We start from the raw sequence: 20,614 nt of genomic DNA, 5'->3' as shown, positions 1-20,614 counted from the left end.
GTCATCGAACGCACGGGGGTGCGATTCTAGAATCCTGCGCCCGGGTACGGGCGCGGCGGCCGGTGGGGGCTGCGCTCAGAGCTTCTGGCGGTAGCTGCCGCCCACGATCTCGAAGTCGAACAGCCGGCATTCGAGCGCGCCGTTGTACAGCGGTGTACGGCGCTGCGCGTTCAGCCGCAGATGCCGCGGCAGATCGCGATCGGTGGTGATGACGTCGACGTGCCAGCCGTCGAAATGTGCCTTCAAGGTCTGTGACCAGTCGGCCCACAGCCCGGTCTCGTCCGCGCTCAGGCGTTCGCCGTACGGGGGATTGGTGACGATCCAGCCGGGCGCGCCCTCGGGCGGGCGTATGTCGCGCGCATCGCGGATCTCGAAGCTGATCGCATCCGGCGTCAAGCGGGCGCGCTCCGCGTTCTGTTGCGCCGCGTCGATCGCGCGTGGGTCCAGATCGCTGCCGAGCAGCGGGATCTCCAGGCGCGGCAGAATGGCTGTACGCGCCTCGTCCTTGAGGCTGCGCCACAGGTAGTCGTCGTGGTCGCGCAGGCGCTCGAAGGCGAAGGGCCGGCTCACGCCTGGCGGCACCCGCAGGGCGATGTAGGCGGCCTCGATGAGGATGGTGCCGCTGCCGCAGAAGGGGTCGATCAGGGCGGTGTCGCCGTGCCAGCCGGAGAGCGCGAGCAGGCCGGCTGCGAGGTTCTCGCGCAAAGGGGCTTCGCCCTTGTCATAGCGCCAGCCGCGCTTGAACAGCGACTCGCCCGAGGTATCCAGGTACAGCGTGGCCGTGGTTTCGTCCAGGAAGAGATGGACGCGGGCGTCGGGACGCACGGTGTCGATGCTGGGCCGCGCCCCTTCGCGATCGCGCAGCCGGTCGCAGATGCCGTCCTTGGCGCGCAGGTTGCAGTACTGCAGGCTGTGCATCGGGCTGCGCACGGCCGAGGTGTCCACGCGCAGGGTCTGCTCCGCGCCGAACCAGCGCTCCCACGGCGTCGCATGGGCCAGGGCGAGGATATCGTCTTCGGTGCTCACCGGGCCCTGGGCGACCTGCACGAGGATGCGCGTGGCCAGCCGGCTCTGCAGGTTGGCGCGCATCATGCCGGTCCAGTTGGCGGTGAAGCGGCAACCGGCGCGGCCGGCGCTGACGTTCTCGAAACCCAGCGCGGTCAGCTCGTCCGCCAGCGCTTGCTCCAGACCCTGAGGGCAGGGCGCGAATACCGGATAGGTTTCCGCGGACGACGTCCTCGGACCGCGTCCGGCGTAGGGACGCTCGGCGGCCTCGCCGCGCGGCGCCCGGGGCGGGCGCTCGTCGATGCCTCGGCTGTCGGCGTAGCGCTCCCTGTTTTCGCGCGGGGCATGGGGACGGCGCTCGAACGGTCGGCCTTCGCCCTCGGGCCGCGGACCTCGGCGGCGCTCGTCATTGCCTTCGCGAGGTGGGTAGGGCCGGCGCTCGCCGGCGCGCTGCTCGTCGCCTTCGTCGCGCGTGCGGACGGTGGCGCGAGCGATCCGGTGTGCGCGCGAGCCGGTGCGCTGACGGTCGGGGTCCGCGTCGCGGCTGCCGCCGGGTTTGATGGAGAGCGTCTTGCGGGAGGGCGTGTCAGCCACGATGTCTGCCGATCAGAAAGGTTTGACGACCACGAGTACGGTGATCGCGAGCAGGAACAACACGGGAATCTCGTTGAACCAGCGGTAGAAAGTGGCCGAACGCGTGTTGCGTCCCGCCTCGAACTTGCGCAGCAGCACACCACAGCCGTGGTGATAGCCGATGGTGAGCACCACCAGCAACAGCTTGGCATGCATCCAGCCGCTGCCGGGGGAGCGGCCGATGCCATAGATCATGAACAGCCAGAGACCCAGGATGATGGCCGGAAAGGCCAGGATGGTCATGAAGCGGTACAGGCGCCGCGCCATGCCCAGCAGCATGCTGCGTGCCCCGGCGTCCTCGGCCTGGGCCAGGTTCACGAAGATGCGCGGCAGATAGAACAGGCCGGCGAACCAGGAGGCGACGAACACGATGTGCAGGGCTTTGATCCAGAGCATGAGCATGCGGTTTCCTGTGGCGCGAGCAGAAAAGACGCCGGCATCAGCCGGCGTCGGGAAGGCGGTCGGTGCGCAGGAGCGCTCAACCGCGTGTCTGGCCTTCGCCCAGCAGCACCCACTTCAGCGTCGTGAGTCCCTCCAGGCCGACCGGCCCGCGGGCGTGCAGTTTGTTGGTGGAAATGCCGATCTCCGCGCCGAGGCCGTATTCGTAGCCGTCGGCAAAGCAGGTCGGCAGGTTGACCAGTACCGAGGCCGAGTCGACTTCGCGCTGAAAGCGCGCGGCATGGTTCAGGTCTCGCGTGACGATGGCGTCGGTATGGTGCGAACCCCAGCGCTCGATATGGTCGATCGCTTCGTCGAGGTCGTCGACCACCTTGACCGCGAGAATCGGGCCGAGGTATTCGGCGGCCCAGTCTTCGTCCGTGGCCGGCTTGGCCTCGGGCAGGTAGCGGCGGGTACGTTCGCAGCCGCGCAGCTCGACGCCGCGCGCCTCGAACGCCTGGCCCGCGGCCGGCAGGAACTCGGCGGCGACGTCGGCATGCACCAGCAGGGTTTCCATGGCGCCGCAGATGCCGTAGCGGTAGGTCTTGGCGTTGATCGCGATGGTCTGCGCCTGGGCGAGATCGGCCCGGTTGTCGACGTAGACGTGGCAGTTGCCGTCCAGGTGCTTGATGAGCGGCACGCGCGCATCGCGCTCGAGCGCCGCGACCAGGCCCTTGCCGCCGCGCGGCACGATGACGTCGATGTACTCGGTCATGTTGCCCATCAGGCCGACGGCGGCACGATCCGTGGTCGGCACGACCTGGATGGCGTCGGCCGGCAGGCCGGCGGCCTCCAGGCCCTGGCGCACGATCCGCGCGAGCGCGAGGTTGGAGTGCAGCGCCTCGGAGCCGCCACGCAGGATGGCGGCGTTGCCGGACATCAGGCACAGGGCGGCGGCGTCGATGGTGACGTTGGGACGCGATTCATAGATGATGCCGATCACGCCCAGCGGCACGCGCATGCGCCCGACCTGCATGCCGTTCGGACGCGTCTCGGTGGCCGTGCGCTGGCCGACCGGGTCCGGCATGGCGGCGATCTGGCGCAGGCCTTCGGCCATGAGCTCGATGGCACGGTCGGAGAGCTTCAGGCGCTCGACCATGGCCGGCGCGAGTTCGCGCCGGCGGGCGGCTTCCAGGTCGCGCAGGTTCTCGGCCTGGATCGCCAGCCGGGATTCGACCAGCAGATCGGCCATGGCGCGCAGCGCCCGCGCCTTGGCCGCGCCCGGCGCTGCGGCGATCTTGCGGGCGGCGCGGCGGGCGTTCTGCCCCAGGGTCTGCAGGGTGGTGGCGAGATCGGTCATGGCTCAGGAACGAAAGGAATGTCGGGTCAGGCGCAGGGCGAGGGCGGTGAGCTCCTGCCAGGGGTCGGCGAGCCGGTTGGGCACGGCCAGGCCCTTGATGAGGCGGTCGATGTCGTGCGCGTGGCGAACGACTGCGGGCGGCACCGCCTGCGGCGTGCGCGACCACGTCTGCATCACCGCCCATAATACCAGCGGCAGGGCCTCGCCCTCGGCGCGCAGGCCATCGATCATGCGCACCACGCGCGCGCTGTCGCCGGCCTGGATCGCGTCGCGCAGCTTGAACGCGTTGTAGCGCGCCACGTTCATCACGGCGTCCTGCACTTGTTCCAGGCCGAGCCGGCCGGACGGGTGCATGAGGCCGAGCTTGAGGATCTCCTGGTGCGCCGCGAGCAGGTTGCCTTCGACGCGGTCGGCTACCCACTGCAGCGCCTCGCGGCTGGTCTCCTGGCCCTGGGCGGCCAGGCGCGCGCCGATCCAGGCGGGCAGTTCCTGGCGTTCGATGGTGGGTACTTCCACCACCACGGCGGTCTCGGCCAGCGCCGTGAACCAGGGGGTGGCGCGCAGCGTGCGATCCAGCCGCGGCAGTTGCACCACGGTGAGTGTCTGGCCCTGCAGTTCGGGCGCCTGGCGCGCCATGTGCACCAGCACGTCGCTGCCCGACTTGCCGGGCTTGCCGGTGGGCAGGCGGATCTCGAGCAGCGGCTTGTCGCCGAAGAGCGAAGCCGAACCGGCGCCGGCCGCGAGCGCCTGCCAGTCGCTGCGGGCGTCCATGACCACGCTGCGCCGATCGATGTAGCCGGCCGTGCGCGCGGCCGCACGCAGCGCATCGCCGGCTTCGATCACGAGCAGCGGCTCGTCGCCGGCGATGACGTACAGCGGGGCGAGCGCAGCGCCCGCCTGGCGCAGATGGGCGGCGAACTGCTCTGCTCGCAGCTTGCGACCGGGGGCCATCGTACGGCTCAGCGGACCGGCTGCGCCGGCGCAGCCATGCGTTCGCCGCTGGCGCGGCGTACCGCCTCGCGCGTGTCCTGGGCCGACAGGCGCAGCAGAATGCGCTGCATGAGGTCGTTGCGCATCGAGCGGTACAGCGTCTCGGCCTCGCTTTCCTTGGCCTGGGCGACGTTGTCGTCGTAGTACAGCGTGCGCGTGGTGGTGAGGGTGGTGGGCGGCACCAGGATCTCGGCCTGGTCGTCGACCACCTGGAAGCTGATGAGCAGGGTGAGGTCGTATTCCTGCACGCGCCCCTGCGCGGTGAGCGCCTGCTCGCGGCGGTCGCGCGTCTCGCTGAGGATTTCCAGGCGCGCGGCGGCCTGGTTCGGATTCTCGACGATGGTCGTGGCCGGCGCATTGGCGCGCAACTGGCGCCGCATCTGGGCGCCCAGCTCGGCATTGGGCGGCACGTTGATGTAGAGCGAGTCGAAGGGCAGCTCGGTCGGGCCACGCAGCGCGAAGCCGCAGGCGGTCAGCGCCCCGTACAGGGCAACCAGGCACAGGGCGCGCAGCCCGCGGCGTCCAAACATGCGTACACCTCTCCAGCAGGCGAAGCGCGCGGCGGGCGGTGCCCGGGCGCGCCGCTTCGCGACGTTAACCGACGACGTTGACGAGCTTGCCCGGCACGACGATGACGCGCTTGGGCGGACGGCCTTCCAGAAAGCGTCCGACCGCTTCATGCGCGGCCGCGGCCGCCTCGATGGCGGCCTTGTCCGCGCTGGCGGGCACCTGCAGCGCACCGCGCAGCTTGCCGTTGACCTGCAGCACGAGCTCGACCTCGTCGAGCACCAGGGCAGCCTCGTCGACCTCGGGCCAGGCCGCATCGAGCAGGTCGCCGTGCTGGAACGTATAGCCGAGTTCGTGCCAGAGCTTCCAGGTGATGTGCGGCACGACCGGGTACAGCACGCGCAGCAGCACGGTCATGCCCTCGGCCAGCACCGCCGATGCGACGGCCTCGTCGGCGTCGTCGAGCTCGGCGTTCTCCAGCGTGTTCAGCAGCTTCATGCCGGCCGAGACGACCGTGTTGTACTGCATGCGCTGGTAGTCGTAGTCGGCCTGGCGCAGGATGGTGTGGATGTCGCGGCGCAGCGTCTTGACGGAGGAGGGCGCAGCCTGCCAATCGACCCGGGTACCGATAGGCCCGGCGATGCGTTCGCGCTGCTGGTAGGCCCAGTTCCACAGGCGCCGCAGGAAGCGGTGCGAGCCTTCCAGGGCGGTATCGGACCACTCCAACGTCTGTTCGGGCGGGGCGGCGAACATCACGAAGAGGCGGGCGGTGTCGGCGCCCTGGGCGTCGATGATGGCCTGCGGGTCCACGCCGTTGTTCTTGGACTTGGACATCGTGCCCACGCCGCCGTAGTCCACCGGCGAGCCGTCGGACTTGAGCCTGGCGCCCACGATGACGCCCTTGGCGTCGTGGATGTTCTCGACTTCCTCGGGCCAGAAGTATTCGATGCCACCGCTCACGCCCTTGCGCGAATAGATGTGGTTGAGCACCATGCCCTGGCACAGCAGGCGGGTGAAGGGCTCGTCGAACTTGACCAGGCCCAGGTCGCGCATCACCTTGGTCCAGAAGCGCGCGTACAGGAGGTGCAGGACCGCGTGCTCGATGCCGCCGATGTACTGGTCCATCGGCATCCAGTAGTCGTTGCGCGCATCGACCATGGCGGCGTTGCTGCCCGGCGAGGTATAGCGCATGAAATACCAGGACGAATCCACGAAGGTGTCCATGGTGTCGGTCTCGCGGCGGGCGTCCTTGCCGCACTTGGGGCATTGGCACTTCAGGAAGCTCTCGCTGCGCGCGAGCGGGTTGCCGCTGCCGTCCGGGATCAGGTCTTCCGGCAGCACCACCGGCAGGTCCTGCTCGGGCACGGGCACCGGCCCGCAGTCCGGGCAGTGGATAATGGGGATGGGCGTGCCCCAGTAGCGCTGGCGCGAGATGCCCCAGTCGCGCAGGCGGAAGGTGGTCTGCTTTTCGCCCAGGCCCTGGGCGGCGAGGTCGGCGGCGATGGCGTCCACCGCGCCCTGGAAGTCCTTGTCGTCGTAGGCGCCGGATCGGGTCAGACGGCCGGGCAGGTTCACGCCGGGCTTCTCGGCGTACCATTCCTGCCAGGCGCTGGCGTCGAAATCCTTGCCGTCGATCTGGATGACCTGTTCGATCGGCAGCCGGTACTTGAGGGCGAAGGCGAAGTCGCGCTCGTCGTGCGCCGGCACGCCCATCACCGCGCCGTCGCCGTAGCTCATCAGCACGTAGTTGCCGACCCAGACCGGCACCTGCGCGCCGGTGAGCGGGTGGGTGACGTTGAGCCCGGTGGGCAGGCCTTCCTTCTCGCGCGCGGCCATCTCGGCCTCGGACACCCCGCCCTGCTTGCACTGCTCGATGAAGGCGGCGAGCGCCGGGTTGTCGCGCGCGGCGTGCTGCGCGAGCGGGTGCTCGGGCGCCACCGCACAGAAGGTGACGCCCATGATGGTGTCCGCGCGCGTGGTGAAGACGTGCAGCAGGCCGTCCTGGATCGGCTCGCCGTTCTCGTCGCGGATGTCGTGGCGAAAGGCGAAGCGCACGCCTTCGCTCTTGCCGATCCAGTGCTCCTGCATCAGGCGCACGCGCTCGGGCCAGCCCGGCAGGCCGTCCTTGACGGCGGCCAGCAGTTCCTCGGCATAGTCGGTGATGCGCAGGTAGTAGCCCGGGATTTCCCGCTTCTCGACCACCGCGCCGGAACGCCAGCCGCGGCCGTCGATGACCTGCTCGTTGGCGAGCACGGTCTGGTCGACCGGGTCCCAGTTGACGAGCTGGGTCTTGCGGTAGGCGATGCCCTTGTCGAGCATCTTCAGGAACAGCCACTGGTTCCACTTGTAGTAATCGGGATCGCAGGCGGCCATCTCGCGCGACCAGTCGATCGCCAGGCCCATCGCCTTCATCTGCTTCTTCATGTAAGCGATGTTGGCGTAGGTCCATTGCGCGGGCGGCACCTTGGACTTGATCGCGGCGTTCTCGGCCGGCATGCCGAAGGCGTCCCAGCCCATGGGCATCAGCACGTTCATGCCCTTCATGCGCAACTGGCGGGCCATCATGTCGTTGATGGTGTAGTTGCGCACGTGGCCCATGTGCAGCTTGCCGCTGGGGTAGGGCAGCATGGAGCACGCGTAGAACTTCGGCTTCTCTGAGCCGTCGGCACGGTGGGCGTGTTCGGTGACCCGATAGGCGTCGGTGCTTTCCCAGTGCTGCTGGGCGGCGGCTTCGACGTCGGCGGGGGTGTAGCGTTCCTGCATGGCGGCCTGCTCGTGAAGATGCGCGCCGGACGTGGGGGCGCATCGCTGACGGGGAAACCCGTCATTATAGAGCGCGGGTGGGACGAGCGATGATGCTGGCCGGCCAGGGCGCCGCGCGGGGTCTACGCACATTCCACACTGACGCTTCGCCGAGTGCGCCGGCATGATGCTCGTCCGAGCCATCCCCGCACGGGTTCCCCTTGTCCGAATCGCTTCCCTACGACGGCGGCTACCGCCGCATCTTGGTGGGCGGGCTGCTGCGCCTGGAAGCCGTGACCGAACCGCTGGACTTGCCTGGGCATATCACAGGGTTGAACGAGCGACTGCGCGCGCCGGAGCACGCCAGCCTGCGGCGCGCGCTCACCGTCTACGTGAACCGGGTGATCGTGCCGAGCGTGGCGCCCGAGCTCGCCGTTGCCGGCGTGGGTGGATGAGCGTCTCGCGGCTGCCAGCGACACCGAGCTGCAGGCATGGACCGTGTGGCGTGCGTTTCGGCCGCCAGTCTCGACGCGGTGTTCGCATCCTCTTTCGAGCGATGCCGCTGTCGCCTTGCGCCCGCATGCCAGCCAGGCGCGCCGGCGCCGGGCACCAGCCGTTCACCCCTGAGGTGCGATCCGCTCCAGACTTTGCAGGCGATCGCGCCAGCCCTGCGGGATTGCGACACCCTTCTTCAGCTCGACGTCGGCGTACACGTAAGTGAGTTCCGCGCCGACGAGAAAGTCATCGCCGCGGAACATGCCGATGGTCATGCCCATGCTGCTGCGGCCCAGGCGCGAGCAGCGCACACCGATGTCCAACTGATCGTCGAACTCGGCCGAGGCAACGTAGTCGATGGCGGCTTTGCGCAGGAACAGCTCGATGCCGTCCTGCGCCTGTTCCGTGCTGCTCTTCAAGCCGGTGTGGCGCCAGTATTCGGTGAATGCGACGTCGCAATACAGCATGTAGTTGCCGTTGAACACCACCTTCTGCATGTCGACCTCGGCCCAGCGCACGCGCAAGGGGTGGAAGAAGGCGAAATCGGACTTCTGCATGCTGTCTCCTGAGCGGTGTGAAGGATTGTGACAGCAGAGTCTAGCAAGTCGCAGGGGGGCGCAGCGCGGCTCGGGACAGTCGGCGGGCGCCGGCGTGCCAGCGCCGTACTACGGCGCTACAGGAACCAGCGCACCACGCTGGAGCCCACGGCCAGCAGCGGGGTGAGCAGCGTGCCCAGCACGCCGGTGACGAGCAGCACGAGCAGGATGGGGATGCCCCATGGCTCCATGCGCGAATACTGCCAGGCGGCCCGGTTGGGCAGCAGGCTGAAAACGATGCGCCCGCCGTCCAGCGGCAGCAGGGGCAGCAGATTGAGCGCCATCAGGACGAGGTTGACCTGCACGCCGGCAACGGCCATCTGGATGAAGAAGGATTCCTGCACGTTGGTGCCGACCATCAGGCGCAGCGACAGCGCCCAGAGAATGGCCATGAACAGGTTGGCGCCGGGGCCGGCGGCCGCCACCCACAGCATGTCGCGCTTGGGGCGGCGCAGGCGGCCGAAATCCACCGGCACGGGCTTGGCCCAGCCGAACAGCAGTCCCGCGCCGCCCAGCAGCTTGCTGGTGAGCAGGATCAACACCGGCACGAGCAGCGTGCCGACCGGATCGATGTGCTTGACCGGGTTGAGCGTGACCCGCCCGGCGACGGTGGCCGTGTCGTCGCCGAACAGGCGCGCCACATAGCCGTGCGCGGCCTCGTGCAGGGTGATCGCGAAGATCACCGGGATCGCGTAGACCGCGATCGCTTGGATGATGGATTCCATGCGCCGATTGTACTGGCGGCGGGCTCAGCGCAGTCCGGCGGCTGCCTCGACTTCGCGCACCAGGCCGACCAGCCGCGGGCCGACCTCGGCGCGCACGTGTTCCTGGGTGGTGGCGTAGCTCGGAAAGCCGCAGTTGATGACGTACTGCTCCCCGTCGATGGGCTGGCACAGTGGGACGGCGGCCGCGATGCGTGACTGCGGCCTGGGCATTTCGGCGGTGCAGAAGCCCAGCGTGGCGATGTCGGCGGCACAGGCCTGCAACTCTGCGCTCAGGCGCTTGCCCGCCTCGGCGTCCAGGCCCAGGCTCGCGACCAGGTCGAACCGGGCGGGGATCGGCAGGCTGGCGAGGTAGGCCTTGCCCATGGCCGTGGTGTGCATGGGCATCACCGAACCTATCTCGGCGGCAAGGTTCGCCTTGCCGCGCGCCGTGTGGCTCTCGACGAACATCATCTGTCCGCGAAAGTGCTGGCCGACGGATACGGAAGCGCCCAGCTCGTCGGCGAGATCCTGCAGAAAGGGCCGCGCCACCCGGCGCAGGCGCATGCTCGTCAGCAGGGGGTAGGCCAGCGCGAGCAGGCCGGCGGCGAGCCGGTACTTGCCCAGGCTGGCCGAATAGGCCAGGTAGCCCAGGTCGGCCAGCGTCATGGTGAGGCGCGAGACGGTCTGCTTGGGCAGGCCGACCCGCTCGCTGATGTCCTTGTTGCCCAGGTAGGTTTCGCCGGGCCCGAAGCAATGCAGGATGTCGAGCCCCTTGGCCAGGGCGCGAACGAAATAAGCGCTGGTGTCGGCATCGGGCAGGGCGGCAGTTCTTGTTTTCGTCATGCTGTCTCGTATAACGGGATTTAAACCTGCCAGACAGGATACTCGTATATTTCTCCGTCGAACCCATCCAGAGGCCACGAGGAGACTTGCGATGCCAGTGCATAGCCCGGTCGAGCTTGCCGAGCTTGACGTCACCCACCCCGAGCTGTCGCCCGCCCTGGGCTATAGCGACAACCTGCGCGAACTGCGCGAGCGCTACCGGCGCTTCATCGAGGAGGTATGCCGGCCGCGTGAAGACCCGGCATGGATCCACGACATCCCGGCGCAGGACGCTCTGTTCGCCGAACTGCGCCCGATCGCGCGCGAATGGGGGCTGTACGGTCCCATGATCCCGGTCTCCCTGGGCGGCCTGGGGCTCAACCTGCGCGATGGCGCGGCCGTACTCGAAGAGCTGGGACGCAGCCCCCTGGGCCCGGGCGCCGTGCATGCCGCCGCGCCGGACGAAACGAACATCGCGATGCTGGACAAGCTCGCCACCCCCGCGCAGCGCGAGCGCTACCTGACGCCCCTGGCCGAAGGCCGCGCGCGTTCGTGCTATGCCATGACCGAGCCCAGCCCGGGCGCGGGTTCGGACCCCTCCATGCTGCGCACCACGGCGCGCCGCGACGCCGGCGGCTGGATCATCGACGGCCACAAGTGGTTCATCAGCGGCGCCGTCGGCGCGCATTTCGCAATCGTCATGGCGCGCACCGACGAAGGCCCGACGATGTTCCTGGTGGACGCGGACAATCCCGGCTTCGAGCTGGTGCGCGACATCGCCTGCGTGGGGGCGAGCCTGTCCTCGCACTGCGAGATCCGCTTGAACGCCTGCCGCATCCCGGACGATGCGGTGCTCGGCGAAGTCGGCCAGGGATTCGCGCATGCCCAGCTACGCCTGGAGCCGGCGCGCATCACGCACTGCATGCGCTACATCGGCCTGGCGCGCCGGGCCACCGAGGTTGCCCAGTCCTACGTGGCGCAGCGCAACTCGTTCGGTACACCCCTGGGCGAGAACGCGCTGGTGCAGAGCCTGATCGCGGACAACCACATCGACCTGCATGCTGCCCGCCTGACGACCTGGCACGTGGCGGCCCAGGTGGACCTGGGCATGTCGGTGAAGCACGAATCGGCCATGGCGAAAGTGTTCGTGTCCGAGGCGGTCAATCGGGCGGTCGATCGCGCGCTGCAGGTCTGCGGCGCCTTCGGCATTTCGTACGAGTCGCAGCTCGGCATGCTCTACCAGAACGTGCGGGCGTTCCGCATCATCGACGGCGCTTCCGAGGTCCATCGGGTGGCGATCGCCAAACGCGCCCTGCGGCGCCAGGTCTCGCCTTGAGGAGGGGCATGACATGATCAAGCGAGACAGTCTTTTTCCGAAGCCGAAGGCTTGCCTGAATCGTGGCGCGCAAGCCGCGGCCGCCGGGCCGAGGGCCTTCACGATGGCGCGGCGCGCATTCGCCCGCGCGCTTCTTGCCGCCGGCCTGGCAGCGCCCATGCTCTGCGCGGCGGCCTACCCGGAGCGCCCCGTGCGCCTGATCGTTTCCTATCCGGCGGGCGGCAGCACGGACCTCATCGCGCGGGCGCTCGCCAACGCGATGAGCCGAACCCTGGGCCAGCAGATCGTCGTCGAGAACCGGCCCGGCGCGGGCGGCGTCGTGGGCTCGTCGGCGGCGGCTTCGGCGGCGCCCGACGGCTACACGGTGCTGGTCAGCGGCGGCACGCAGGCCCTCATGAAGGACCTGCACCCCACGCTCCCGTTCGATCCGGCGGTGGCCTTCGATCCGGTCGCCATGCTGGTCGAGATCCCCAACGTGCTGGCCGTCAGCGGCACGTCGCCTTACCAGAGCCTGCAGTCCGTCATCGATGCCGCCAGGCAGGCGCCCGGCAAGCTGGCCTACGCCTCCGCCGGGCCGGGCACGCCCGCCAACCTGGTGTGCGAGCGTCTCAAGGTGGAGGCGGACGTCGACATCCTGCACGTGCCGTACAAGGGCAACGCCCCCGCGGTCAACGATGTGCTGGGCGGCCAGGTGCCCATGATGTGCAACAACCTGGCGGGCACGCTGCCCTATGCCGATGGCGGCCGGCTGCGCCTGCTCGCGGTCACCGGCAAGCAGCGCTCGCCTTACGCGCCGGACGTGCCGACGTTCGGCGAGCTCGGGCTGGAACGTCTGGATACCAGCGTGTGGATGAGCCTGGTCGTGCCCAAGGGGACGCCTGCCGAGGCGATCCAGCGGCTGAACGAGGCTGCCGCTCGTGCCCTGGACGATCCGGGCGTGCGCACGCAGCTCGAACAGTTCGGTGCGGTCCCGATCGATACCGGGGTCCAGAACTACGCCGCGCTGCAGGGCCGGGAGCGCGAGCTCTGGGGCGATATGGTGCGCTCGCTGGGCCTGGCCGGCACGGCGAAGTGAGCGCCTGAAAAGCTATTCCTCCATTCCGACCCGCTCAGGATCCCCGCATCCCAGCCGCATGACGGCGGGTGCGGGGCCGATCAGGCCCGCTACGGTGCTCGAGCGGTTCGGACCAGGGGCGCCGCCGATCATGGCTCAAAGTGCAGCGCCGGAAAGGCGAACGACATCGGCCCAGCGTTGCAGTTCGGTCGCGATGTACTGTGCCGACTGATCCAGATCGAGCGTCATCGGTTCCATGCCGATGCCAAGGAGGTGTTCGCGGACCTTGGGGTCGCGCAGGCTGTCGACGATGACCGTGTTCAGCCGGGCGAGCACCGGCGCTGGCGTGCCTGCCGGCGCAAGTACCCCGTACCACGCCTTGAGATCGAAATCCGGCAGTCCCAACTGCGCCAAGGGCCGTACCTCGGGCAGGGCGGGCGATGCTTGTGCGGCAGTCAGGCCGAGCGCGCGCAGGCGGCCAGCTCGGATGTGCGGCAGTGCGGTGGGTATGTCCACGAAGAGCATGCTCACCTGTCCCCCGAGAAGATCCTGCATGGCCTGTGCGCTGCCCTTGTACGGCACATGCAGAAGGTTGACCTTGGCTTGGGCCTTGAACAGTTCGCCCGACAGATGCTGCGAGGTGCCCGCCCCGGCCGAGCCGAACGAGAGTTTGCCGGGTTGAGCGCGCGCCTGCTCGATCAATTCCTGGACGGTGTGCGCAGGCAAACCCTCGTGCACGACGAGGACATTCTTCTGCACCACGGCCACGGCCACCGGCGCGAAATCCCTGACCGGGTCGAACGGCAGCCGGGCACCGAACAGGCTGGGATTGATGCCATGTGTCGCACTCGAGCCCATCACCAGCGTGTAGCCATCGGCCGCGCTTTTCGCCACATAGGCTGTACCGATGTTGCCGCTTGCGCCCGTGCGGTTCTCCACCACGACGGGCTGATCCAGCGCCACATTGAGATGTTGCGCCAGCAGTCGTGCAAGTTGATCGAGCGCCCCGCCCGCAGCGAAGGGATTGACGATATGGACGGCGCGGCCGGGATAGGTCTGGGCCCGGACGGGCAGGGGCAGCGTGGCGCAGGCGGTGAGCGCCAAGATCAGCTGGCGTCGTTGCATGAGTGTCTCCTTGGTGTGGGGGCGGTGGTGTCTTGGCGCACCACTAGAGCATCGACCGCGTGGACGCCGTGACCGGTCTCCAGCACGATCAGGGGATTGATCTCGACCTCGGCGATCACGTCGCGATGCAAATGCGCGAAGCGAGACAGGGCGATCAGCGCTTCGGCGAGCGCGTCGACGTCGGCCGCGGGTTTGCCGCGAAAACCGTGCAGCAGCCTGCCGGCACGTGTTTGCTTGATCAGGCCGAGCGCGCCCGCCCGGTCCAGCGGGCAACGCCGGAATGCGATGTCGCGCAGCACTTCGACGCCGATGCCGCCAAGGCCGAACGCCAGCATCGGTCCCAACTGCGGGTCGTTGCGCACGCCGACCATGGTCTCGATGCCGCCCGACACCATGCGCTCGACTGAAAACCCTGTCAGGGTCGGATGTCGTGCAAGCATGGCCCGCGCGGCTCGTCCCACCGCTTCGGCCGTGCGCAGTTCCAGCGCCACCAGACCGGCTTCCGTCTTGTGTGCTATGCCCGGAACCATGCCTTTGAGCACGACAGGTGCCGGCATTCCCCGGGCGCAGCGCTCGGCTTCGTCCGGTGTCTCCGCCCACTCGGTGATCAGCATGGGCAGTCCGTGCGAGCGCAGCAGCGCACGGGCTTCCTGCTCCGGCAAGGGAGCGGGCCCCGGAGGCTCGGCGGAGGCGGGCTGTGCCGGCGGCGCCGAAGGCGCCGTGTGCAGTGCAGCCGACAACAGCACAGCGGCGGCGTGCAGGCTGCGCGCTACCGGGATGCCGGCCGCGCGAGCGGCTGCGAATCCCGCTTCCTGTCCATGGCCCGACAGGGCGACGATCACCGCCGGCTTGTTGCTGGCGGCCAGGCGGGCAACAGCGTCCTCGAGCAGGGCCGACGAGCGTTCGTCGCGCGGGGCGCCCACGCCGACCCAGCACGCCGCGTCGATCGCCGGATCGGCGCAGGCCAGCGCCAGGGCGCGGCCCGCAATGCCCGGGTCGGAAAACACAGTGCTGCCTACGTCCAATGGATTGTGTGCATGCAGCAGCCTGGGCGCGAGCGCCTCGCAGGCATCGATGGTCCGTGCATCGAGCCCGGGCAGTTCGAGCATCTGGTCGGAAAGCTCGTCGGCCAGCACGGAGGCCGCACCGCCCGACAGCGAGCACACCAGCACGCCGCGTCCGCGCGGCCGGCGCCAGCGCGAGAGCATGCCTGCGGCCGGCAGCAGATCCTCCGGCTCCCGCACGCGCAGCACGCCGAGCTCGTCGCAGAAGGCATCGAACAAATCGTCCGAGCCGGCAAGCGCCCCCGTATGCGAGGCCACCGCGACGCGGCCCGCGTCCGATCGCCCAGCCTTGAACACCGCGATGCGCTTGCCGGCGTCGCGCGCTTGCAGCGCCAGCGCTTCGAAACCGCCGCCCGGGCTCAGGCCCTCGATCATCAGCGCCAGCGCATGGATGTCGTCGCGAGCCAGCAGATGGGCCGCGGCCTCTTCAAGCGACAGGTCCAGCCCGTTGCCGACATGGACGAATGCTTCGACGCCGAAGCCCGAGTCTTCGGCGTTGAGCAGCATGCCGCCCAGCATGGCGCCGCTCTGGCAAACCATGCCCACCGGCCAACGGTGGCGGAAGGCGAAGTGCTCGAACGAGCTGTTGTAGGCCATGCACAGGCCCGCGGCGGCATTGCCGACGCCGATGCAGTTCGGGCCGAGCAGGCGGGTGTCGCCTTGGCGCAGCAGCCTGGCGAGCGCCTCGGAGCGTGCCTGCCCCTGCGGGCCGGCTTCGCCCCAACCAGCGCTGCAGACCATGACGGAGCCGACGCCGTGTTCGACGCACTCGGCCACGGCGTCCAGGCTCGCGGCCGCGTCGAGCGCCACGACGGCCAGATCCACCGGCTGGTCCAGCGCCGCGAGCGACGCATGGCACGGCAGCCCGTGCAGGCTGGCATGCCGCGGATTGATGCCGAACATCGGGCCCTCGAAGCCGAGTCGGCGGCAGTGGCGCAGGCCGCGCGTGGCGGGCGCGTGGGCGCGTTCGGACAGCCCGATGAAAGCGATGGAGCGCGGCGTGAACAGCGAATCCAGCGACGAGGAGACTGTGGGCATCATCAGAGCTTCCCCGCGTAGCTGGCCTGGAACGCTATGGCGGGATCGCACTGCATGCCGTAGGGGGCGATCGGATAGCGGATGCCATGTCCCGCCAGCCAATCGAGCCCGTCGGCGATCTCCTCCAGATGGGAGACCTGCAGCGCGATCAGCAGCTCGTCGTCCTGCACCCCGCCGAAACGGCGTTCGGCGAAGCAGGGCAGCGACATGCTGGGCTCGCGGGTGAGCAGCCCGGCGCCCCAACTGTCGGCACAGGCGGTCTCGCCCGTCGTCGAGAATTGATAGCGAACGTAGTTGCGATGCTGCAGGGCATTGATGAGCAGGATCATCTGCCCGGGCGTGGCGTAGACGAGCACGGCATCGGGAGCGCTCAGACGGTTGCTGGCCAACGGCGCCAGGACGACGCCGACGTACCTGCCGTGGGGAACCCGCGGCATCTGCGCCTGGTGTTGCCGAGAAGCTTCGACCGTTGCGAACCAGACGCCGTGGAACATGCTGCCGTCGAGGTATTTCGTGGCCGGCGCGTTGAGTCCCATGACGCCGCCGCAGTTGCTGTCGGCGGCCACGTTCTCGTGTGTGGCGCCGAGTGTCCACCCGAGCCATCGCGCCTGGCCCACGAGCTGGCACATCGAGAACCGCACTCCGGCGGCAGGCCAGCGTATACCCGGCACCCGGGCCATCGCGTCCACGGTTTCGAAGAGCTGCAGCGCAAGCGGTAGTGTGCGCAGGCGCAGGTGGCGCTGAATGCGATCGACGATCGCGCCATGCTCGGACAAGGAAAGCGCGGTATTCATGGGCAAGCCACCGTGAAGGGTTGGGGAGCGGGGCGCGTTGCGCTGGAGAGCAGTCGGCGGCTGGTTTCGGTCCAGCGGGGCGCGGCTTCGCACTCGACGTCTATCAGGTCCAGGCACCGCATCACGCTGTGATCGACGATGTCGGCCACGGTCCGGGGCCGGTTGTAGAACGCGGGCACGGGGGGGAAAACGATGGCGCCGGCCTGGGTCACGCGCAGCATGCTCTCGATGTGTCCGGCATGCAGGGGGGTCTCGCGCAGCATGAGCACGACTCGGCGCCGCTCCTTGAGGGCGACGTCCGCCGCGCGTGCGATCAGCTCGCCGGTGTTGCCCCAGGCCAGATTGGACATGGTCTTGATCGAGCACGGAGCCACGACCATGGCGTGCACCCGGAACGACCCCGAAGAGACCGCGGCACCGATGTCCTGGCTGGCATGGACGACGTCGGCGCTGGCCTCGAGCTGCTCGATCGGAACGTCGGTTTCCAACTGCAAGGTCTGGCGAGCGGAGCGACTCACGATCAGGTGCGTCTCGACGTCGGGCACCTCCCGCAGCATTTCCAGAAGGCGGATGCCATACGCGCTTCCGCTGGCGCCCGTGAGGGCGACGACCACGCGCCGCCGTTTCGTGTCGGATGCGCTCATTCGACGCTCACCTTGAAACACACCTGGCCCCAGCTTCCGTTGCAGAATCCGCCGTCCTGGCAACTGAAGGTGTTGAACCACATGCCGTTGGGATCGAGCCCTTCGGCGATGCGGTCGTGCGCCATGGCGGCATGGATGGTCATGGGCGCCACCGCGTAGATACAGACATTGCACGACTTCACCACCCCCGCACCGCTCACCTCCACGGTGTCGCCCACCTTGAAGCCGGCGGTGCAGCCGTGGCTGGACACCACGGTGGCGACGATGGTGCGGCGGTTCGCCGCGGGAATGGCTTCGGCGGCCTTGCGTCGCCGCTCGTCCGCGCGAAACTCGGCCATTTGTTCGTCGGTGTAGCCCAGATGGGCCTGGAACTTCGCCCAGTTGAAGGGCTTGGCGGAATTCGAGGGATCACTCATGAGAGGGCCTTTGTGCGAGAAGGGGTTCAGTAGCCGCGGGCGAGCAGCGATTTGAGATAGTCGGGCTGGCGCGCGCGCAGCCGCTGCACGCCTGCCGCGCCCAGCCATTCGGCGAGATCGACGCTCTCGAAACGGCCGCGCTGGTAGCGTTCGGCGCGATGGAACGGTGCGGTTGCGTCGATGTAGACCTTGCGACCCGTACCTGCCGCATCGCCTTCGGCCAGCATGCCGCTCACCTTGGCGCGAGGCGAGAGCATGAGTCCCTCGCGCATGTCCGCCCGCGTGATGAGCGCCCACAGCACCTCGTCGGCATTGCTCAGGTCGATATCGTGGTCCACGGCGATGACCCAACCCAGATCGGAGTGCGCCGAAAGCGCGCCGAAAGCAAGATTGTTCTGCAGTCCTTCGTCGCGAAAGCTCTTGCGCCGGATGCGGATCACCACGCCCAGGCAACCGCGCATGGCCTGCAGGACGTGGCAGGTATCGAACAGCCGAGGGCTGATGCGCCGGCACGCATCGAACACCGAGGCTTCGGCAGGCAGGGCCATCAGATTGGTGGTTTCGGCGTTGATCGCGAGCGGGAACCAGTAGACCGGATCGCGGCGATGCGTGATGGCAGTCACATTGAATTGCCAGACCTTCCATGCGCGCCCCATGTAGCCGGCGGCTTCCGGCATCATCCCTTTCTCGCCGTCCTGCCCGGAGTCCTCCTCGGAGACCAGACGGTCGGTGTCGATGTAGCCCTCCAGCACGTATTCGGCTTCAGCCAGCGCCCACGCGTGTTCCTGGCTGCGGCACTTCACGATCTCGACGGGTCTTTCCTGCAGCGCGCCGGCCATGCCCAGTTCGTCATAGCCGAAAGGGGTGAGCGTCTGCTGCGTGCTTCCCGAGCAGGCCAGCAGGACGGCGGGCCCCGCCCCGATGTTCACGCTGATCGGAATCCGTCGTTCGCCGCGCGTGCGCAGCTTGCGTGCGATTTCCAGCAGATGCCGGCCGGCCTGGATCGTGATGCACGTACGGTCCGGGCCGAGTACGCGCATCCGGTGGTACGAACCGTTGAACGCCCCCGTGTCCGGGTCGCGCACGAGAGCCAGCCCGCCCGTGATCACGGGCCCGGCGTCCTCCCCCGTTTGCAGCGCGAGCGGCAAGGTGCGAAAGAGGTCGATGTCGTTGACGAGCACGTGCGCTTGACTGGGCGCATCGTCGACCTCGCGCGAGGGCACCGGATTGAGCGCTGCGTCGGCAAGGTGGCGCGGCAGGTCGTGGCTGCCGACCCCGCACCAGCGCGCAATGCGCTGCCGGTCGCTGAAGATGTTGGTCACGATGCGCTGGTGGTCCCGGCCACGGAGCCGTTCGAACAGCAGGACCGGACCCGCATCGGCCGCGCGGGCGACCGCGGCAACTTCGAGATGGGGGTCGGCCTCACGCTCGATGCGCAGCAGATCATCATGGGCCTGGGCTTGCGCCACGGCGGCGGACAGACTGAGGACGTCTTTCACGGGGGTCTCCTATTGTACGTATTTCTATTAATTGTCCGTACTATAAACTCGTCCGGAGCAATGTCAAGCAGGAGGCGGTGAAGTACACTTTCGCCATGAAAATTTCTGCCAGTCCGCGGCGCGTCGCAGGGGATGGGGGCGAACCTGCCCGCACCACCCGAACACCGGCCTATCAGTTGATCGTTCGGGAACTGCTCAGCGAAATTCAGGAGGGCCAGTGGGCTGTCGGCGAGCGTCTGCCGACCGAGGCCGAGCTATGCGAGCGCTTTCAAGTAAGCCGGTTCACCGTGCGCGCTGCGCTTGCCGAGCTCGAGGCGGATGGTGTGATATCGCGCAGAGCGCGTATCGGCACGGTCGTGACGGCGGCCGCGCGCCGGGCCAACTACGCGGTGTCCGTGGGCAGTCTGTCCGAGCTGCTCAAGTTCCTGGATTCCACGCAGGTCCGGGTGCTGAAGCGCGAGGACGTCATCGCCTCGCGCGATCTGGCGCAGGAGCTTGGTTGCGCGGTCGGCGAACGCTGGGTGCGGCTGCAAGCCGTGCGCACGCCGGAGCACGGCCAGTTGCCGGTTTCATGGACGGAATACTTTCTGCGTCCCCGATTCAAGTCGGTCATCCCGAAAGTCGGCCAGAAGCCCGGCCCCGTCTACGAGCTGATCGCCAAGCGTTTCGGTGTGTCCTTCGACGACATCGACCAGGAGATAGGGGCGACCGAGCTGCCCGCCGACATCGCCGCGAAGCTGGATGCCCGGCCGCTGATGCCAGCGCTGCGTGTGCTGCACCGCTTCATCTCGCGTACCGAGGGCGTGCTCTATTGCACCTTCAGTCTCTATCCCGCAGACCGTTTTCGCTACGTGCAGAAGCTGCGCAGCACCTGATTCAAGGCAGGGTTCGTTCCAGCAGGCCGATGGCTGCGGCGATTTCCGGCGCGTCCAGCAGCGCCGGGTCGTGGCCGTTCTGCCGGGCGTAGTAGGCGCCAACGCAGCGCACCGAGACGGTCTGGGACGGGGCGGCCACAGGGTCCGCCGAGGCCAGAGACTCGCCCAGCAGGGCCAGGGCGTGCCGCTCGGCCTGCAGCTCGGCGTCCTTGACGCGATCGCGCAGACTGCTCGTTGCGGGGTCGTCGCGCAAGATGGCGCGCCGCGCGGCGCGCAGCGGCGCGATCACGGAATCACGCCAGGACCGCACCGTGGCGTCGGCCGCGGCAAGCCGGTCTTCGTCCGCGGGGTTCCCGCGCGTCGACGCCGCGTAGGCCAGGTGGAGCAGTACGGTAACGTCCACACCCAGGCGATCCTGGAGCAGCAAGCAGGCGGGGGCGACTCCCGGCCGCGCATAGACGTCCAGGGCGTAGCGCCACTGAAGGTCGATCGGCGCAGCCTTCCGCAGGCGTTGCGCGTGTTCTTGCCGGGCCATGG

At 68.5% G+C, this 20,614-nt stretch carries 20 protein-coding genes; 4 read left to right on the top strand and 16 right to left on the bottom strand.

Going from position 1 to position 20,614, the window contains the following annotated elements; all coding sequences use genetic code 11:
- Positions 1-75: 75 nt before the first annotated feature.
- From FOZ76_RS25210 to leuS, 6 genes are all read right to left on the bottom strand, one after another.
- Positions 76-1,599, bottom strand: coding sequence for a THUMP domain-containing class I SAM-dependent RNA methyltransferase (locus FOZ76_RS25210; RefSeq protein ID WP_246129761.1), 1,524 nt, complete (start codon positions 1,597-1,599; stop codon positions 76-78).
- A gap of 12 nt (positions 1,600-1,611) precedes the next feature.
- Positions 1,612-2,034: a CopD family protein gene (locus FOZ76_RS25205; protein ID WP_143951267.1), complete on the bottom strand. Its 423-nt coding sequence runs from the start codon at positions 2,032-2,034 to the stop codon at positions 1,612-1,614.
- Between the two features lie 82 nt (positions 2,035-2,116).
- Positions 2,117-3,376, bottom strand: a complete 1,260-nt coding sequence (locus tag FOZ76_RS25200; protein ID WP_143951048.1) for a glutamate-5-semialdehyde dehydrogenase — start codon at positions 3,374-3,376, stop codon at positions 2,117-2,119.
- Between the two features lie 3 nt (positions 3,377-3,379).
- The gene (holA, locus tag FOZ76_RS25195) at positions 3,380-4,327 is read right to left on the bottom strand and encodes a DNA polymerase III subunit delta (protein ID WP_143951047.1); all 948 of its coding nucleotides are present in this window, start codon (positions 4,325-4,327) and stop codon (positions 3,380-3,382) included.
- A gap of 8 nt (positions 4,328-4,335) precedes the next feature.
- On the bottom strand, positions 4,336-4,896 hold the full coding sequence (locus tag FOZ76_RS25190; protein WP_170235628.1) for an LPS-assembly lipoprotein LptE: 561 nt from the start codon (positions 4,894-4,896) through the stop codon (positions 4,336-4,338).
- A 64-nt stretch (positions 4,897-4,960) separates the two neighbouring features.
- Positions 4,961-7,636 carry a leucine--tRNA ligase gene (gene leuS, locus FOZ76_RS25185; protein WP_143951045.1) on the bottom strand — a complete coding sequence of 892 codons (2,676 nt, stop codon included), beginning with the start codon at positions 7,634-7,636 and terminating at the stop codon, positions 4,961-4,963.
- A gap of 200 nt (positions 7,637-7,836) precedes the next feature.
- On the opposite strand from leuS, the gene FOZ76_RS25180 reads away from it, so the two are divergent.
- A complete protein-coding gene (locus tag FOZ76_RS25180; protein WP_143951044.1) occupies positions 7,837-8,070 on the top strand; it encodes a hypothetical protein in 234 nt (77 codons plus the stop codon).
- 162 nt (positions 8,071-8,232) lie between these two features.
- On the opposite strand, the gene FOZ76_RS25175 is transcribed toward FOZ76_RS25180, so the two are convergent.
- The 3 genes from FOZ76_RS25175 to FOZ76_RS25165 all read right to left on the bottom strand — a co-directional run bounded on the left by FOZ76_RS25175 (position 8,233) and on the right by FOZ76_RS25165 (position 10,253).
- On the bottom strand, positions 8,233-8,667 hold the full coding sequence (locus FOZ76_RS25175) for an acyl-CoA thioesterase (RefSeq protein ID WP_143951043.1): 435 nt from the start codon (positions 8,665-8,667) through the stop codon (positions 8,233-8,235).
- A 116-nt stretch (positions 8,668-8,783) separates the two neighbouring features.
- On the bottom strand, positions 8,784-9,431 hold the full coding sequence (locus tag FOZ76_RS25170; RefSeq protein ID WP_143951042.1) for a site-2 protease family protein: 648 nt from the start codon (positions 9,429-9,431) through the stop codon (positions 8,784-8,786).
- Positions 9,432-9,455: 24 nt separating this feature from the next.
- Entirely contained in the window at positions 9,456-10,253 is a 798-nt protein-coding gene (locus FOZ76_RS25165) for an IclR family transcriptional regulator (RefSeq protein WP_143951041.1), read from the bottom strand.
- 91 nt (positions 10,254-10,344) lie between these two features.
- On the opposite strand from FOZ76_RS25165, the gene FOZ76_RS25160 reads away from it, so the two are divergent.
- Both FOZ76_RS25160 and FOZ76_RS25155 read left to right on the top strand, forming a co-directional pair.
- A complete protein-coding gene (locus FOZ76_RS25160) occupies positions 10,345-11,568 on the top strand; it encodes an acyl-CoA dehydrogenase family protein (RefSeq protein WP_143951040.1) in 1,224 nt (407 codons plus the stop codon).
- A 13-nt stretch (positions 11,569-11,581) separates the two neighbouring features.
- A complete protein-coding gene (locus tag FOZ76_RS25155; RefSeq protein ID WP_143951039.1) occupies positions 11,582-12,643 on the top strand; it encodes a Bug family tripartite tricarboxylate transporter substrate binding protein in 1,062 nt (353 codons plus the stop codon).
- Between the two features lie 135 nt (positions 12,644-12,778).
- Here the strand turns inward: FOZ76_RS25155 and FOZ76_RS25150 are convergent, their stop codons facing one another.
- The 6 genes from FOZ76_RS25150 to FOZ76_RS25125 are packed head-to-tail and all read right to left on the bottom strand — an operon-like array spanning position 12,779 to position 19,202.
- Positions 12,779-13,726: a Bug family tripartite tricarboxylate transporter substrate binding protein gene (locus FOZ76_RS25150; protein WP_246129760.1), complete on the bottom strand. Its 948-nt coding sequence runs from the start codon at positions 13,724-13,726 to the stop codon at positions 12,779-12,781.
- Positions 13,727-13,728: 2 nt separating this feature from the next.
- A complete protein-coding gene (locus tag FOZ76_RS25145) occupies positions 13,729-15,852 on the bottom strand; it encodes an acetate--CoA ligase family protein (protein ID WP_143951037.1) in 2,124 nt (707 codons plus the stop codon).
- Positions 15,852-16,643: a DUF169 domain-containing protein gene (locus FOZ76_RS25140; RefSeq protein WP_143951036.1), complete on the bottom strand. Its 792-nt coding sequence runs from the start codon at positions 16,641-16,643 to the stop codon at positions 15,852-15,854. Before FOZ76_RS25140 ends, FOZ76_RS25145 begins: the two co-directional genes overlap by 1 nt.
- Positions 16,640-17,287: a UbiX family flavin prenyltransferase gene (locus FOZ76_RS25135; RefSeq protein WP_143951035.1), complete on the bottom strand. Its 648-nt coding sequence runs from the start codon at positions 17,285-17,287 to the stop codon at positions 16,640-16,642. Before FOZ76_RS25135 ends, FOZ76_RS25140 begins: the two co-directional genes overlap by 4 nt.
- Complete coding sequence (locus FOZ76_RS25130) at positions 17,284-17,703, bottom strand: hypothetical protein (RefSeq protein WP_143951034.1); 420 nt, start codon at positions 17,701-17,703, stop codon at positions 17,284-17,286. Before FOZ76_RS25130 ends, FOZ76_RS25135 begins: the two co-directional genes overlap by 4 nt.
- A 26-nt stretch (positions 17,704-17,729) precedes the next feature.
- Complete coding sequence (locus FOZ76_RS25125) at positions 17,730-19,202, bottom strand: UbiD family decarboxylase (RefSeq protein ID WP_143951033.1); 1,473 nt, start codon at positions 19,200-19,202, stop codon at positions 17,730-17,732.
- 95 nt (positions 19,203-19,297) lie between these two features.
- Between FOZ76_RS25125 and FOZ76_RS25120 the strand changes: the two genes are divergently transcribed.
- Entirely contained in the window at positions 19,298-20,077 is a 780-nt protein-coding gene (locus tag FOZ76_RS25120) for a GntR family transcriptional regulator (protein WP_143951032.1), read from the top strand.
- A gap of 1 nt (position 20,078) precedes the next feature.
- Here FOZ76_RS25120 and FOZ76_RS25115 read toward each other — a convergent pair whose 3' ends face one another.
- Positions 20,079-20,612, bottom strand: coding sequence for a TIGR02444 family protein (locus FOZ76_RS25115; protein ID WP_143951031.1), 534 nt, complete (start codon positions 20,610-20,612; stop codon positions 20,079-20,081).
- Between the last annotated feature and the right edge of the window lie 2 nt (positions 20,613-20,614).

The sequence above is a fragment of the Verticiella sediminum genome (genome assembly GCF_007558815.1).
GTDB lineage: Bacteria > Pseudomonadota > Gammaproteobacteria > Burkholderiales > Burkholderiaceae_B > Verticiella > Verticiella sediminum.
Note: the sequence above shows the minus strand (reverse complement) of the source record. Positions and strands in the feature narration are given on the sequence as shown.

Excerpts from the sequence above, each read along its gene's own strand:
- FOZ76_RS25115 (WP_143951031.1), bottom strand. The coding sequence starts at position 20,612 with ATGGCCCGGCAAGAACACGCGCAACGCCTGCGGAAGGCTGCGCCGATC.
- FOZ76_RS25155 (WP_143951039.1), top strand. The coding sequence starts at position 11,582 with ATGATCAAGCGAGACAGTCTTTTTCCGAAGCCGAAGGCTTGCCTGAAT.
- FOZ76_RS25175 (WP_143951043.1), bottom strand. The coding sequence starts at position 8,667 with ATGCAGAAGTCCGATTTCGCCTTCTTCCACCCCTTGCGCGTGCGCTGG.
- FOZ76_RS25145 (WP_143951037.1), bottom strand. The coding sequence starts at position 15,852 with ATGATGCCCACAGTCTCCTCGTCGCTGGATTCGCTGTTCACGCCGCGC.
- FOZ76_RS25190 (WP_170235628.1), bottom strand. The coding sequence starts at position 4,896 with ATGTTTGGACGCCGCGGGCTGCGCGCCCTGTGCCTGGTTGCCCTGTAC.
- leuS (WP_143951045.1), bottom strand. The coding sequence starts at position 7,636 with ATGCAGGAACGCTACACCCCCGCCGACGTCGAAGCCGCCGCCCAGCAG.
- FOZ76_RS25135 (WP_143951035.1), bottom strand. The coding sequence starts at position 17,287 with ATGAGCGCATCCGACACGAAACGGCGGCGCGTGGTCGTCGCCCTCACG.
- FOZ76_RS25205 (WP_143951267.1), bottom strand. The coding sequence starts at position 2,034 with ATGCTCTGGATCAAAGCCCTGCACATCGTGTTCGTCGCCTCCTGGTTC.
- holA (WP_143951047.1), bottom strand. The coding sequence starts at position 4,327 with ATGGCCCCCGGTCGCAAGCTGCGAGCAGAGCAGTTCGCCGCCCATCTG.
- FOZ76_RS25130 (WP_143951034.1), bottom strand. The coding sequence starts at position 17,703 with ATGAGTGATCCCTCGAATTCCGCCAAGCCCTTCAACTGGGCGAAGTTC.
- FOZ76_RS25165 (WP_143951041.1), bottom strand. The coding sequence starts at position 10,253 with ATGACGAAAACAAGAACTGCCGCCCTGCCCGATGCCGACACCAGCGCT.
- FOZ76_RS25160 (WP_143951040.1), top strand. The coding sequence starts at position 10,345 with ATGCCAGTGCATAGCCCGGTCGAGCTTGCCGAGCTTGACGTCACCCAC.
- FOZ76_RS25200 (WP_143951048.1), bottom strand. The coding sequence starts at position 3,376 with ATGACCGATCTCGCCACCACCCTGCAGACCCTGGGGCAGAACGCCCGC.
- FOZ76_RS25170 (WP_143951042.1), bottom strand. The coding sequence starts at position 9,431 with ATGGAATCCATCATCCAAGCGATCGCGGTCTACGCGATCCCGGTGATC.
- FOZ76_RS25120 (WP_143951032.1), top strand. The coding sequence starts at position 19,298 with ATGAAAATTTCTGCCAGTCCGCGGCGCGTCGCAGGGGATGGGGGCGAA.
- FOZ76_RS25140 (WP_143951036.1), bottom strand. The coding sequence starts at position 16,643 with ATGAATACCGCGCTTTCCTTGTCCGAGCATGGCGCGATCGTCGATCGC.